Below are 14,669 nucleotides of genomic sequence, written 5' to 3' on the forward strand. Positions count from 1 at the left end.
GACCATGGCAACTCGACCCAAACCGAAGAAGCCGCAATCACCCACGCCGGCTCCGGCCAAGCTGAAACCGCTGCCGTTCGTCTTTCCGTTCCTTCGAAAGGGGCAGGGCAAGTCCGACGCTTCCGCGCAATTTACCGATGAGCACGAGATCTACCGCCTGCTGTCCGAACGCGAGCCATCAGGCGCGTATCTCGTGAGCCGCAAGGGCATGTGGCATGGTGGCATCCACATCACGGAGGCAGGCGCCGGGCAATCGCTGGATCTCGACGCGGGGCTGCGCTGCATTGCCGACGGCACACTGATTGCATTTCGCGCCAACAAGACCTATCCGGTCAGCGAACTCGGCGAGGTCGGTAGCGAGACGCTGGTTCAGGCGCCGTACAGCACGGGCTTTGCGCTGGTGCGGCATACGATGGAGTTTCCGCGTGATACGAAGCTGACGTTTTACAGCCTGTATATGCACCTGATGTCGTGGGAGGACTACGCAAATTTTCCGAAGCGGAACAAGCCGTCGTACTGGCCACGGCAATGGCAGGTCACGCAATACGCGCAGGACAAGCCTTTGCCGGGTCGTAACGGGCAGGTTCCCGATGAGTCGCAACGGGGGCTGCGGGTTCGAAAAAGCTATCCGCGCGGCGAAATCATTGGTCTTCTTCCGCAGGGGGCGAGTGTCAGCATCGGCAAGCGGGAAAAGAATTGGGGGCAAGTGACGGATTTGCACGGTGCATCGCTGTTCGCCGCCGAAGCTGGCGGCTATGCCGAGTCGGCCCATGCCATTGGCGGCTGGGTTTTTATCGGCCAGGAGAATGGTGGACCGACCGTCGAAGAGACGATCCAGGATTCGATGTTCGACCGGGTGATTACCACGACAGAACAGACGAGTCGGACGGGCAATTCGCAAGGAGCCGAAGGTGGGATCCCGATCAAGGCTGGTGACCTGATCGGCCACCTCGGTCGCTACGATTCGCTGAACGAACGCACGTCCGGAACCCGGATGGTGCACATCGAAGTGTTCTGCGATGACGGCATTCAGGTGTTCCTCGAGCAGGGACGCGCGTGGGTCAACCAGCACGGTCCGCAAAAGGAGAACTGGACGGCGCTGGGCCTGCCGTCGGAGCCGACAATCCTGCGGATTGCACCCGGCACGGTGCTTTACCAACGCACTCAGGGTGACAAGTTCGTCCCCGGCGCTGACCCGCAGTCGCGAAAGACGGATGCTGTTCAGGTGTATTCGCTTGCAGAGCTGGCACGTGATCCGAATCGGCGAGTCCCCGAGAAGCATCCGAATCCCAATCCCGGTTACCCGGTGAACTGGTGGCACGTCGAGGGGGTGAATGCCCTAGGCCAGCCGATCGACGGCTGGGTGTGCGACTTTAACTTCCCCGGCGGGCGCGTGACGCGAGAATTCGCACAGCAATGGATCGACTTTGAGTGCCTGAAGGATACCCACGATCCGGCGCATACGATCTTTGCGACGACCCGGAAGTGGGCGGATTATGCGAGCGGCGCCAATGTCGCCGACCTTGCTTCGCGTTCGAACATCAGTCCACTGATGCTTAAAGTGTATGACGCCCTGTTCAAGAAAGGCGACGGCCAGCAAGCGGCTGATGAACTATGCACGCTGTCGCAGACCGAGCGTGGTGGATATCCGTGGCTGATGCAGGCGGCGTCCCGGCTGATCGTCAAGCACGAAAGCGAATGGGCGAATCCGGCGAAGTGGAAGCAGTTGATCGTCGAGGTGGAGAAGCAGACGGGACCGAAGTCGCAGCACGCCGAAGAGCAGATGCGGATCGAGAAGCTCGCTTGGTGGGACGAGGTGAAGGCAGCTGTACCAAGCTTCCCCGGGCCGGAGGTTTTTCATGTCAATCCAATTGGCTTAATTGGAAATTTTTCTATCGGCCTGGGAATTATCACACTTGAGATGCTTGCGGCAGTTGATCCAAGTGGCAATCAAAACTACCATCGACAGATCCTTCCGGCACTCAACAAATACGCGAAAGGCTATCAGGTCACCACGCCAAAAAGGATCGCGCATTTTCTCTCGCAGATCGCCGTCGAGAGTGGTTTTAAGAATGTCGAAGAAGGACTTTCATATTCTTCAAAGCGAATGAAGCAGGTTTACGGATGCAATCCTGCGCCAAAAGGCAAAAAAAAGTATAGCGAAGTATCGGGTGATATTGTTTGCAATTTTGGACGGATGCGAGATAAATTGTGGACGGAAGCAAGCAAGTATGAGCATAATCCAAAAAATCTCGCAAGCTACGTTTATGCCGATCGATATAAAAATGGAAATGAAGAATCTGGTGATGGATATAAATATCGCGGCAGAGGACTTATACAAACAACATTTAAAAGCAACTATATGGTGCTTACGGATGAGCATAATCGACGCTTCCCGGATGATCAGCGTGACTTCGTAGAGAATCCAGATCTAGTTCTTAGTGATTTGGAGTATGGGATCGAATCGGCATTTGTTTACTGGGCTGTTACTAGAAATGTCAACGGAATTGCAGATTCTGGAAATGTTCTTGCGGTTTCGAAGGTGGTAAACGGTGGAAAAAATGGGTATTCAGAGCGCCTTACTGCCTACAACAACGTGGCGCCAATTCTTGGGCTACAAAAGGAGGTGGCGTAAGATGTTTCTTTCTAGGCTGTTGGTGACGAGCGCAATGTCGCTCCTCCTCTCGCTCAGTGCATATGGGGCTAAAATTGTCTCGAATTGCCCGGAAATAAATATAAATAACAACGTTTTTGATGCGTCAGTGCTGGAATATAATTCGAGGGTTTCCGTCGAAAGCGGTACATTTGAATATCCGATTGTCCTTTATTTTTATCGACCAACAAAAAATGGATGTAAAAAAACTGAATTTGCACGATATTCTGTTGAGGGAGGGGCGCCGAATGTCGAGTCGATATTTTTTATGCGGCTTCACGGTCGCATCAATGTGTTCTCCATTGTTGCGTGGGATGTAAACAGTCGCGGCGATGGCACTTATGGACGACTCTATCAGGTGTACGCCTATTTTTTTGATAAAGATGGCATGCTGGTTGAAAATAAGCATATTTCTGAAGATGACTCAATGACCGGGATTGATGGATACTCCCAGGGCGCAGAGTCAAAATTTCGATACAGAACGGCTTCTGACGTTAAGAAATACTGGCGCAGCCGACGGGAATAGATTCGTAGGATGCGGTAGGACTTCAAATGATTCGTAGATCGCTATTTTTGTTCTTGGCCGTACTGTCTGCCTACGTTCAGGCCCAGGTAAGTGTGTCCGATGAATCAAATGCTTTACAGTATACCAATCGCGAGCACAATGCCTACCGAACGATTCACTTTAAGCGGCAAGATGGCACGATTTTTACCCCTTTCGATGAGGGATTGAGATTTTACGAGCCCGACACGAATAGTCTGTCTCCGGACAAACAGTACTCGATCGTGAATTTTTCTGCTGAAGGAGACCTTGCTGATTCCAGCGGTGTGCCCGTGCATTCCGAATATCTGTGTGCCTTCGTACGTATGAAGGATGGTTGCGTTGTGCATGTGGCACAAGACGCGGTCTGTGGTGGAGAGTGGCGCGCGCCTCACCAGTGGTCCGTCAACATTGAGCCGATCTTCGATAATCCGCCTAATGCAGCCGACATCTATGCCGCTTATTCATCGAAACACAAAAATGGATACCAAAGTTCACAGCCGCCAATCTTAGCATATTTGGCAGAAGGTACCTCGTTTGACAATCTGCTTGCATGCGATCCACCAAGTACAGGTAACAGAAGTGCTTACTCGAAACTACTTGCCCAATTGCAGAGGGATGGAGATGCCGAAAATGCCGACAAGCTCAAGAAGACTTTGACTAGTGGCCGGAATGGCGCATCTATCCACGTAGCACCAGTTGAGTCGGGTGCCTGGGGCGGACATGCAGTGATTTCAAGGAGGGCATATCTATACGCAATGCCTGAGAAATCATCCGTTACTAGAGCCTATCTTGTGCAAGGTGATTCAGTATTGGTGAATGAATCTAGCTTGTCGAAGGGATTTGTGGTGTCAAGGTATCGTCAGAGGAACGGGAATGTTATCGAACGATGGATTCGTTGTGAAGATGTGAATGCGTGTTTCTCGGGTAATTGACTCATCGAGTCTTAATTCCATAGTCAATATTTGATTGAGGTGTGCGATGCTCGGTTGCGTTAATGGGCCGGTAAGCGAGCTTGCTGCAATTATGGGCAATGACACGGATAGCCGTGGCAGGCGCGTCGACAATTTCAAGGAAATAAACGGCCGCGGGGATTTAAATTGAGTTATCGATCGCTACATGTGTCAGCTGGTCTCATCGGTGTAATTATTGGATGTCAAGTGGTTAATGCTGATGAAATTACATTGTGTCAACCACACGAGGAAGTCTATTTCAGCTGTCCGATTGATGGGAAAGTGGTCTCGTTGTGCGCGTCGGGAAATATTTCGCCAGACAATGGATATGTACATTACAGATATGGGGTGCCGGGGCATGTCGAGCTTCAGTTTCCGGAAAAACCAAACCCTCCGGTGAATCTCTTCGTAATTAGCGATATTTATGTGGGAAATTTGAATTTTACACACGTAAAGTTCATGGTCGGAGCATATGACTACGTAATTTATCAAGGTTCGACAAGTGGAGTGTATGTAAAAAGACATGGGAGCCTTATATCAAATCATATGTGCGCACCGGGAATTTATCAGAAGCTAAATCAACGAATATTTCGCGGGTTAAGAACGAATTCACCTGTCAATGGTGTAGATGACTGACCGCACGCTTTTCCCTTCTTCGTGTCGGGTTTGAAAACACTCTGAAATCGATGAAAAATCTCGTATATGAAGGTGACGCAACGAGCCACGGCGGCAGGATTCTGACCGGCTCGGATCGCATCAAGGTAAAGGGGCGCCGAGCCGCACGCGTCGGCGACAAGATCTCATGTCCGATCCACGGCGATAACGAAATCGTCGAAGGTAGCGGCAGGATGAGAGATGGCGCGACGCCGCTATCGCGCGATGGCGATCACACGCGGTGTGGCGCGGAACTCATTGCGTCGGCCGGCGGAGCGCGGGTTCGCTAAGCGATGCCTGTCGATTTCAATCGCGTGCCGCCGCGGGTGGCGGTGCCGCCTTCACCTCAGGTCTCGATGATCGTCTGGGCCGTCCTGCTGGTGCTAGTCGTGGCTGCGGGCGCGGGTCTGGCGATCATGCTCTGGCCAGCAGGCCGTCCGACCAACACGCTGTGGTTCTGGTTCTGCGTCGTGGGCTACCCCTTTCTGGTTTGGGCTTTCGGGTTGTTCGCATGGTTCGGATACGGGTACGCCCGCCGTAACCAGGCGCTTGCGACGAACCGGGTCAGCGACGAAGCTGAGCAGGCCTGCCACGCGTTGGCGGCCAGACCGCTGGCGATACTCGGACATGCCTGGTGTTTCGCCGCGAACGATTCGGAGAACGCGCTCGAGGGCATCTGGAACGGCAGCACACTGTCGACACGACGGCCAAGTGGCGCAATCGCGGATAGCGACGTCCATGCACGTTGGCTCGACATCCCCGATCTGCCTTTTCACCCGGGGAACGAACTTGTCGAACATGCGCGCCATCATGCGATAGGTATGTGGTTGCTCGAACGTTTGATCGACGATCTCCTGCCGCAGCTCAGCGCGCTTCCACCACGGACGCAGCTTCAGGTCGAGCTACAGCACCGGTCCAGAGTGAAGTCCGAGATCATCGAGACTCGGATACGTGAGTTGATCGCTGGACGCGTCCCTATCTTGAAGATCGACCTGAAGCCTGGAGAGCACACGTCCTCCCTCTTTCGAACGGACGCGTGGCTCGACATGCGAGACGCCAATACGGCTCACCTGCTCATCGCCGTTGAGCTTCGCGATGCCATCAGTACCGTCCTGTCGGGTGGCGTTGCAGAGGCGGGCGTGGCCCTGCTGGTGGGGGGCTCGCGACTTGCGTCGACGGCAAATTCCGTCGGACTACGGTTGCATCGTCCTGCCAAGGACTCGCTCGATGCAGTCACCCGAACGGTCGAGCTGGCGACCCGTTGGGGGCAGGCCTCCCGCGATCGTCTACGCACGGTATGGACACACGGTCTGACGGACCACAGCGTCGGCGCGGTTCGGCAAGCCGCACCATTTCCCGACCAGACGCATTGGAACGTACTCGAGAAATCAGTGGGCGATTGTTCAGGTGCGGGACCGTGGCTGGCGGTTGCCCTTGCCGCCGAAAGTGCCCGGATAACGGGCGATTTGCAAATGGTGCTGTGTGGCGAAGGAAAGGACCTGATTGCCCTCGTGTGCAGAAAACAGACATGAACAACAAGAACGACACCAAGACTCTACCTGCGGGCCTCTTTATTGGCATCGCGGCTGCCATCGTCCTCCTTGCACTCGGTATCGCAGTATGGGTGGAAGGGCCTCGGCATGGCTGGTCCCTTGAGATACGAATCATCATCGAGCTTATTCTGTTCTCGGTCTTGCTGGTGGTGATCCTGCTGGTCAAGTACTTGGAGGGAGTACTGCTTTGGATCGCATCGTTGAAAGCTTCCCGCTGGTTCGCCCGATACGACGCGGGTCAGCGTGCAGTGTCGGTTGAACTCAACGATCAAGGTCGACCGCCAGGACAGGCCGACCGGGCTGCTGCGCTACGCAATGCGCTGCGTGACCGCCACGGATCGCGCTGGCGCTATCGCACACGGTGGGTGCTGATTGCCGGTGATGAACCGCTCGTGCAGCGTCTCGCGCCGGGCCTGATCGAGACCGGCTACGCGATTTCCGGCGATACCGTCCTGTTGTGCGCAGAGCAGACGAGCAGTACGCTCGATACCGCATGGCTCGATCAGATCCGCCGACTGCGCCGCCGCCGTCCGGTCGATGCGGTCGTCGCAGTCACATGTAACCGCAATTCCGTCGATGCCCCGTTTGACACCGACAATCTTTCGCAACGGCTCACGCGCCATGCGCGTGCACTACGTTGGGCCGCGCCGGCCTATCTGCTCAATGTGACGGATTTCGGCAGCGAGGCGTCGAGTTCCGACGAGGCAATCGGTTTCACCTGGTCGAACGCGCGCGTCAACTCGGACGCGTTCGACGCGTCGCTCCAAGAGCTCGCCAACAACCTGGCGGATACCGGTGTCGTGCGCCTCACGAAGGATGGAGGCGATCGCTACCCAGCTGAACTGTCGCAGCACATTTCGAATCTCGGAAGTGCGCTGTCTGGTCTGGTGCTACAGACCTCCCAATCACGCATCTGGCGGCATGCAGTCCACGGCCTTCTGTTCGCATCGCTATTCAACGAGCGGGAACTGGCACTGTCGCAGGCACCGGCCAGCGCAAACGATGACGACCCGCCACACCGCACGATATGGCAAACCGTCGCTGAACACAGTCGCAAGGTCCACGGCCGCCGCGTGGGCTTCTCGTTGTCGACCGCGGCCGCGTGGCTAACAACCGGCCTGCTCGGCTGCTGGATCGCCGGCACGATGCTGTCTGGATTCGTCAACCTTGCAACGATCCAGAGCACCGCGGACACGATCGCTAATCTCTCCACGATTCAGGACCGCACGCGGGCGTTGCAATCCCTGAACACCTTGGGCCAACAGATCGACACGCTCGAAGTCCATCAGCGCGAAGGCGCACCCTGGTCATCGCGATTCGGCCTGAATCGCGACAGCGCGCTTCTCGACGCGTTGTGGCCGAGCTACGCCGGCGCGGCGAACCGCACCCTCATCGCCCCGATCCGCCAGACGCTCGAAGCGCGCCTGCAACAGCTCGCATCCCTGTCCGACGCTCAGATTGCTGACGGCGGCGACGCACAGACCCAGGCCGCCTATGACACGCTCAAGGCCTACCTGATGCTCGCGAAGCCGGAGCGCGCCGTCGCTGCCTTTCTGATGCCGCAGCTTACCGCGACGGCCGTGCCCGCGCGCCCGTCCAATTCGCCTCTATCTGCGGGCGCTTGGGAGGACCTGCGTCTGCACGCTATCGCGTTCTTCGCCAATCATCTCGGCCGCGCCCCCGCATCAAACGCTTCGGCGTTCGCAAGCACACTGAACGCCAACCTGATTGCGTCAGCCCGCCAAACAGTGATTGGTGTGCGGGGCATCCAGAATTCGACGGACGCGCTCTACCAGCAGATCATCGACGAAGCGACGCCGAAATATCCGCCGGTTTCTCTCGCGACGCTGCTCGGCGACACGACCAGCCGAGGCCTGTTCAATACGACCGCGACCATCCCCGGTGTTTTCACGCGTGCGGCATGGGACGAGCGCATCTCGAAGGCGATCGACGACGCAAGCGCCAAGCGCGACGTGTCTGGCGACTGGGTGTTGCGGCCCGAAGGACACGCCGTTGGCGCATCCGACAACAAGGACAGCAACCACTCTCCACCGACATTGAAAGCCGAATTGCGCCAACGCTACTTCGACGACTACGCGCGCGCATGGGCAGTGTTCCTCAACAGCTTGCGCTGGCAATCCGCGCCAACGCTGTCAGCCACGGCCGACCAATTGACGCTGCTGGGCGACTCGCAACGTTCGCCGCTCGTCGCGCTGATGAACGCGATCGTCTACCAGGCGGGCGCGGGTGCGAGCGCCCAGTCGCTCTCCGAGAGCCTGATCAACAAGGCGCAACAACTGGTCGGCGCTGACGAAAAGGATCCGTCGAAGCAGGCTCAACCGCCGCTCGCGCCGCTTGCCTCAGCCTTCGGCCCGATCCTGCGCCTGACCGGCAGCGACCTCGTGTCCGGCGCGTCGGCCAACGGCAAGGCCGCCACGCAACTGGCCGCGACCGGTGATCTCAGTCTCGCACGCTACCTCGAGCGGGTCACGGCGATGCGTCTGAAGGCATCGCAGATCGTCTCCGGCGCCGATCCGGATGCGATCGCGCGGCTGGCCGCTCAATCGGTCCTGCAGGGCAAGACGTCCGATATCTCGGATAGCCGCGACTACGCGAGCCGTGTGGCTGCAAGCCTGGGCGAGCAGTGGGCCGGCTTCGGCGCGCTGTTTCGGGCACCGTTCGATCAGGCATGGCAAGTCGTCGTGCAGCCGGCCGCGTCGAGCCTGAACGAAATCTGGCGGACGGCGATCCTGGCCGACTGGAACAAGTCGTTCGGCGGCCGATATCCATTCTCGGACGCCGACAACGACGCGTCGCTGCCCGAGATGGCGCGCTTCATGCGACCCGACAACGGCGTGATCGCACAGTTCGTCGCCACGCAGCTCGCCGGCGTGATCGAGCGGCGGGGCGATCGGTGGGTCGTCGCGCAAGGTGCCGATCAGGGCGCGCTCACGATCGATCCCGCCTTCCTGAGCGGCCTGAACAAGCTCACGCGGATTTCGACCGTGTTGTTCCCGTCCGGAGACGCGCGCGTACGGTACGAACTGCAGGCCATACCGACGCCAGGCGTCACCGGCATGAACTTCGTGCTGTCCGGGCGCGAACTGCGCTACTTCAACCAGAAGCAGGAATGGGTGCCGTTCGAGTGGCCGGGCCAGTCGCTCGAGAACCTGTCGCATATCGAATGGCAGACCGAGCAGGGTGGATTGCGCACGGCGCTCGACTCGCAGGGGCGCTTCGGCCTGATCCGGTTGCTGGAGCGTGCGAAGGTCGCACAGCAGGACAACGCGCGTTACTTGCTGACCTGGATGCCGGACGCGAGCCGGGGCATTCCGCTGAAGGTGCAATTGCGCGCCGAAGCGGGCGCCGGGCCGCTCGACGTACTCCAGTTGCGCAACTTCGCGCTGCCGGCACGGATTTTCGTGACCGGAGCGGCGGGTACCGGGCCAAAGATGTCGACAGCCAGTCCGCCGCCGTTGCCGGCTGCGGCAATCGCCGCGGCAAAGCATGCTGCCGTACCGTTGCCGCCGGGACTTCCGGGGGCGATGTCGTTGCAGGATGAGCCGATGCCGGCGACGCCGGCGCCTCGTCGAACTGCCGCGGCGGAATCGGCGCGAGCGAACGCGCAACCGGCTACGTCCGGCATGAAGTCGCCCACGGCCGATCCGGGGATGACGGTGTCGTCTCTGGCGACAACGTCGATGTCCGCCGACGCTTCCTCCAAACCATTCGGACACGCCCTCCAGTTGTTGGGCGACGCATTTGCGTTTTGAGACCTGCGATGACGCTAGCCAATTTCGTAAAGACACTCGTTGGCGGTCCACGCCTCGATTCGCTGCATGAAGCGCGCCGGAATACCTGGGCGGCATGGCTTGCCCCGATACCGGGGGAGCACGCGCATGGCCGCGATCCCGGTTACGAGGATGCATTCTTCGAACTGAAGGACGAAGCGACCAAGCTGTCCGGAATCGACGACGGCCTGATTACCCGAGCATGCGAACAGCTTCTCAAGGAAACCGGAAAGGATCTGCGTCTGGTCGGTTACTACGCATTTGCGCGGCTGCGTCAGGATGGTCCCACCGGGTTCGCCGACGGACTCGAGCTGGCCGCGTCGCTGGTCGACCGGTTCGGCGAGACCTTGCTGCCCGCGCGCGCCGAGGCAAAGCGGGCGGCGCTGGAAATGCTGTCGACCGCGCGAATGATCGAAACGCTGGACAGCCGCAGTGACTTCGGCCCCGCGGATCGCGAGCGCGCGATTGCAGCGCTCGATGTACTCGTCACCCGCACCGGTACGTGGTCCGACGCCGCCCGTCCGAACCTGCATCCGCTGGTTGCCCGCTTCGGGAACAAGGACGAACCGGTTCGCAACGTGAGCCCGGACATGGCGATGCCGCAGATGTCCGCCTCAGCAAGCGTATCGAGCGGATCGATCGCATCGGCGCGCGACCTGCTCGATCATGCCCGCGCGATGTCGGCATGGCTGCGCGATCAGGAAAACGGCTATTTGCCGTCGGTGCGTATCGCGCGCAGCGTGCGGTGGGACACCTTGCACGACGTGCCGCCGTCGGATGCCGCGTCGCACACGCGTCTGGCGCCGCCGCGCGCCGAATTGCGCCAGCAACTGAAGCGGCTCGTGCTGCAGAAGCAGTGGCACGAACTGCTCGAGCGCGTCGAAGGGGCGTTCATGGAAGGCGTGAATCACCTGTGGTTCGACCTGCAGTACTTCCAGCATGTCGCGCTCGATCACGTCGGCGCGCCCTACCACGCATGGAGCGACGTGCTGCGCGCGGACTTTGCGTTGTTCCTGGAACGATTGCCGGGCATCGAGCGGCTTTCGTTCAGCGACGGCACGCCATTCTCCGACGACACGACGCTCGAGTGGATCGCCCGCCACGCGGTGGTGCGCGACCTCGAAGCGGGCGAGGCCGTTGCGCTGTTGCCGGTGTCCGCGGATAGCGAAGGCGATGCGGGCGACTGGCCGGAGATCGAGGCGCAGGCTCGCGAGCAGGTCGTGCGCGACGGCGTCGAGGCCGCGTTCGCATGGCTCGATGCGCTGCCCGGCATGAAGACCGAGCGTCACCGTTTCCTGCAGCGGCTCGTGATGGCGCGCGTGGCCGATCATGCCGGTAGACCGGATACGGCCCTTGCATTGCTGGTCGAACTGGACACGTCGTCACGCTCGCTGCCGGTGATGCGCTGGGAGCCTGCGCTGGCGTTCGAGGTCAAGCAGCAACTCGTGCGCGTGTTGAAAGCGACGAGCAACCGCAAGGACGCCGACAAACCGACGCTCGCGCGCCGCATCGGCGAACTGCAGGCGGAACTTACCGTGCTCGACCCGGCTCGAGCGCTGACTCTTTCGTAACGAGAATTCATGGCAAACGACGATCCCATCCTGCGCTACTACGAAGCGGAAATGCGCTATTTGCGCGAGGCCGGCAAGGAATTCGCGAAGGCGCATCCTGATCGCGCGCGGCTGCTCAACCTCGACCGTGTCGGCGATCGCGATCCGTACGTCGAGCGGCTGTTCGAGGGTTTCGCATTCCTGACCGGGCGCCTTCGGCAGAAGCTCGACGACGAGTTGCCGGAGCTGACGGAAGGGCTGGTCAGCCTGCTATGGCCGCACTACTTGCGCATGATCCCGTCGTTGTCGGTCGTGGAACTCATTCCGCTGTCGGAAAAGCTTCAGAAGACCGAAGTCGTGCCAGCGGGCGCATCGATACGCTCAGCGCCGATCGCCGTACCGCCGCCCGCTGGCGCGGAAGGTTTGTCGCCGAAGGCCGTGCAATGCATTTACAGGACCACGCAAGCGGTCACGCTGCAACCGGTCACGATAACGCATGCCGCGCCGACCGTGCGGCACGACGGCCGCTCGGTCATCCGGCTCGGTTTCTCGCTGGGCGGGTCGGCACGCCGGATGGAAACGGATCTGTCCCGGCTGCGCCTGTACCTGAATGCGGATCTGCCGACGGCGTTCGCGATGCACCTTGCGCTCACGCGCCAGGTCGACACGATTCAGTTGCGCATTCCGGAGATTCGCGATGGCGAGGCGATGCCGCTCGCCGGCGTCACGATCAAGCCGGCCGGCTTCTCGGCCGAGGAGCGACTGTGGCCGAAGGCCGACGCGGCTTTCTCCGGCTATCAGTTGCTGCTCGAATACTTCACGTTCCGCGAGAAATTCCTGTTTGTGGATCTTTGCGGACTGGATGTCACGAAGCTGCCCGACCGTACCACCCGGTTCGAGCTGGAGATCGTGCTGACGCAGGCCTATCCGTCGGACCAGCGCTTCAGCGCGGAAAACGTGCGGTTATTCTGCTCGCCGGTGATCAACCTGTTCGAGCTGGATGCCGAGCCGATCGAAATCGACCATCACGAAACCGAATATCGCGTGGTGCCGGCGGGCCATCAAGGCGAACATGTCGAAACGTATTCCGTCGATGCGATCGAGGCATTCGACCACGAAACGGCCGAGCGGTATGAATACGTGCCGTTTGCGACGTTTCGTCATCGTGGCGGCATGCTGCGCCACGAGGCGCCGGAGCGGTATTTCCATTCGCGTGTGCGCTCGGGCGTGGCGGGGTTGCACGAAACGTGGGTGGTGCTCGGTGGTCATGCATGGGAAACCATGGAGGCGCTGCCCGAGGAAAGCCTGTCATTGCGCGTGACGGGCACGAACGGGCTGCTGCCGCGCAAGGGGCTGCGGGAAGCCAGTCTCGACGAACTCGCGACCAGTTCGCAGAACGTCACCGGGGTGCGCAATCTCGTCTCGCCGACGCTGCCGCTGTATCCGCCGACGGAAGACCGGTTCCAGTGGCGTGTGCTGTCGCACCTGGCGCCGAACTTCCTGTCGATGATGAACGCGGAAGTGCTGCGCGGGGCGCTCGCGCTCTACGACTGGACGGATGACGAGCTGAACCGTCGACGGCTCGCGGGCATCCTGTGGGTGTCACAGGCACTGATCGAGGAGGTGTCGGGCGGCTCGGTCGAGCGCGGCGTGCTGATCGAGGTCACGCTCGACAGCCATGCGTTCGCCGGGGACGGTGACGTGATGCTGTTCGGCGAACTGCTGCATCGGTTCTTCGCGCTGTACGCGGACATCAACCTGTTCACGAAGCTCGCGATCGTCAGCCTGCCGTCTCAGGCACGCATCGAATGGCCGCGGAGCAAGGCCGAGCGGGCTCCGCTATGAAGCTGCACGACATGCCGAATCTTGACCCGCTTGTCGCGTCGCTGCTGGCGCGTGCACCGCGAATGAACTTCATGCAGCTGTGCCGGTTGCTCGAGGTGCGCTTTCCCGATCAGCCCGGGTTCGGTACACGCGACGCGCTCGAGCATGAACCGGTTCGCTTCCGGCCGCGACCGCGGATGGGTTTTCCGGCGAGCGAAGTTGCATCAGTCGAATTTGACGATGGACCGGACACGTTCGGGCCTGGCTTACCGCCGACCGTGCGCACGACCTTCATGGGGCTGTACGGCGTCGATGCGGCGATGCCGTCGCACATGGTCGACGAGATCGTGCTGCGCGAGGAAGGGCACGAGGCGGTCGAGGCGTTTCTCGACCAGTTCAATCATCGGTATGTCACGTTGCTGTATCGCGCCTGGCGAAAGTATCGCTATCCCGAGCACTTCAGGCCTGGCGGCATCGATGCGCATTCGCGCAACCTGTTGTGTCTGGCCGGGTTCGGCTGGGGTGACAAGCCGAAGCGCGCCGGCCTGCCCGATTCGCGGATGCTGGCGTTGCTGGGGCTCCTGATTCAGCGCACTCGCACGCCGGAGGGGCTGGCGGGCGTCGTTGCGCTGGCTATTCCGCGAGTCGAGGTTCGGGTCGACGAGTTCTGGCCGGTCGTGACGTCGACGGGGCGGCCGCGGCCGCTCACCGGTGCCGGGTCTGCGGTCGGGAAGTCGGGGACCAGTCAACGTAACGGGTTGGGCGGAGGCTACGTATTGGGAAAGCGGATGGCGTATCGAAGCCGGGCGGTACGGGTGACGTTGCGGCCGGCCGACGCTCGGCAGGCGCAGGACCTATTGCCGGGTGCAGGGCTGCATCGCGATTTGATGGCCTTTGTGCAGTTATATGTCGGTGTCAAGGCGGACGTACACCTGCGTATGGAGGTGTCGTCGCGATACACGCCGGAACCGGCGATCGGTCAGGGAAATACCGGGCCGGTGCCTCGGCTCGGCTGGACGACCGTGCTGCCCGCTGACGAGGAACGTATCGTCAATATTGCGCTCGGTGTTTACGAGGCTTTTCCCACACCGGATCCGAATCCACACCTTTCCGCATCGCATGCTTGACCAGGAACGACGCATGGCCTTCA

Annotated in this window: 9 protein-coding genes; all 9 read left to right on the top strand. The window is 60.0% G+C overall.

The window, feature by feature from the left end; translation table 11 throughout:
* Positions 1-4 precede the first annotated feature (4 nt).
* The 9 genes from A9Z05_RS07640 (at position 5) to tssG (ending at position 14,646) form a co-directional block, all read left to right on the top strand.
* A complete protein-coding gene (locus A9Z05_RS07640) occupies positions 5-2,635 on the top strand; it encodes a hypothetical protein (RefSeq protein ID WP_069617564.1) in 2,631 nt (876 codons plus the stop codon).
* Between the two features lie 34 nt (positions 2,636-2,669).
* Entirely contained in the window at positions 2,670-3,179 is a 510-nt protein-coding gene (locus tag A9Z05_RS36005) for a hypothetical protein (RefSeq protein WP_141723386.1), read from the top strand.
* A gap of 26 nt (positions 3,180-3,205) precedes the next feature.
* Entirely contained in the window at positions 3,206-4,129 is a 924-nt protein-coding gene (locus A9Z05_RS36010; RefSeq protein WP_141723387.1) for a hypothetical protein, read from the top strand.
* A gap of 704 nt (positions 4,130-4,833) precedes the next feature.
* Positions 4,834-5,091 carry a PAAR domain-containing protein gene (locus tag A9Z05_RS34285; RefSeq protein WP_084044161.1) on the top strand — a complete coding sequence of 86 codons (258 nt, stop codon included), beginning with the start codon at positions 4,834-4,836 and terminating at the stop codon, positions 5,089-5,091.
* A 3-nt stretch (positions 5,092-5,094) separates the two neighbouring features.
* Complete coding sequence (locus A9Z05_RS07645) at positions 5,095-6,333, top strand: hypothetical protein (protein ID WP_069617565.1); 1,239 nt, start codon at positions 5,095-5,097, stop codon at positions 6,331-6,333.
* Entirely contained in the window at positions 6,330-10,127 is a 3,798-nt protein-coding gene (locus tag A9Z05_RS07650; protein WP_069617566.1) for an ImcF-related family protein, read from the top strand. Before A9Z05_RS07645 ends, A9Z05_RS07650 begins: the two co-directional genes overlap by 4 nt.
* 8 nt (positions 10,128-10,135) lie before the next feature.
* Positions 10,136-11,716, top strand: coding sequence for a type VI secretion system protein TssA (tssA, locus tag A9Z05_RS07655; RefSeq protein ID WP_069617567.1), 1,581 nt, complete (start codon positions 10,136-10,138; stop codon positions 11,714-11,716).
* Positions 11,717-11,725: 9 nt separating this feature from the next.
* A complete protein-coding gene (gene tssF / locus A9Z05_RS07660; protein WP_069617568.1) occupies positions 11,726-13,540 on the top strand; it encodes a type VI secretion system baseplate subunit TssF in 1,815 nt (604 codons plus the stop codon).
* Positions 13,504-14,646, top strand: a complete 1,143-nt coding sequence (gene tssG, locus A9Z05_RS07665; RefSeq protein ID WP_069617569.1) for a type VI secretion system baseplate subunit TssG — start codon at positions 13,504-13,506, stop codon at positions 14,644-14,646. The genes tssF and tssG overlap by 37 nt, the downstream gene beginning before the upstream one ends.
* The last annotated feature ends 23 nt before the right edge of the window (positions 14,647-14,669 follow it).

It is taken from the genome of Burkholderia sp. A2 (assembly GCF_001729305.1).
Lineage (GTDB): Bacteria > Pseudomonadota > Gammaproteobacteria > Burkholderiales > Burkholderiaceae > Burkholderia > Burkholderia sola.

Excerpts from the sequence above, each read along its gene's own strand:
- A9Z05_RS07640 (WP_069617564.1), top strand. The coding sequence starts at position 5 with ATGGCAACTCGACCCAAACCGAAGAAGCCGCAATCACCCACGCCGGCT.
- tssF (WP_069617568.1), top strand. The coding sequence starts at position 11,726 with ATGGCAAACGACGATCCCATCCTGCGCTACTACGAAGCGGAAATGCGC.
- A9Z05_RS07650 (WP_069617566.1), top strand. The coding sequence starts at position 6,330 with ATGAACAACAAGAACGACACCAAGACTCTACCTGCGGGCCTCTTTATT.
- tssG (WP_069617569.1), top strand. The coding sequence starts at position 13,504 with ATGGCCGCGGAGCAAGGCCGAGCGGGCTCCGCTATGAAGCTGCACGAC.
- A9Z05_RS34285 (WP_084044161.1), top strand. The coding sequence starts at position 4,834 with ATGAAAAATCTCGTATATGAAGGTGACGCAACGAGCCACGGCGGCAGG.
- A9Z05_RS07645 (WP_069617565.1), top strand. The coding sequence starts at position 5,095 with ATGCCTGTCGATTTCAATCGCGTGCCGCCGCGGGTGGCGGTGCCGCCT.
- A9Z05_RS36010 (WP_141723387.1), top strand. The coding sequence starts at position 3,206 with ATGATTCGTAGATCGCTATTTTTGTTCTTGGCCGTACTGTCTGCCTAC.
- tssA (WP_069617567.1), top strand. The coding sequence starts at position 10,136 with ATGACGCTAGCCAATTTCGTAAAGACACTCGTTGGCGGTCCACGCCTC.
- A9Z05_RS36005 (WP_141723386.1), top strand. The coding sequence starts at position 2,670 with ATGTCGCTCCTCCTCTCGCTCAGTGCATATGGGGCTAAAATTGTCTCG.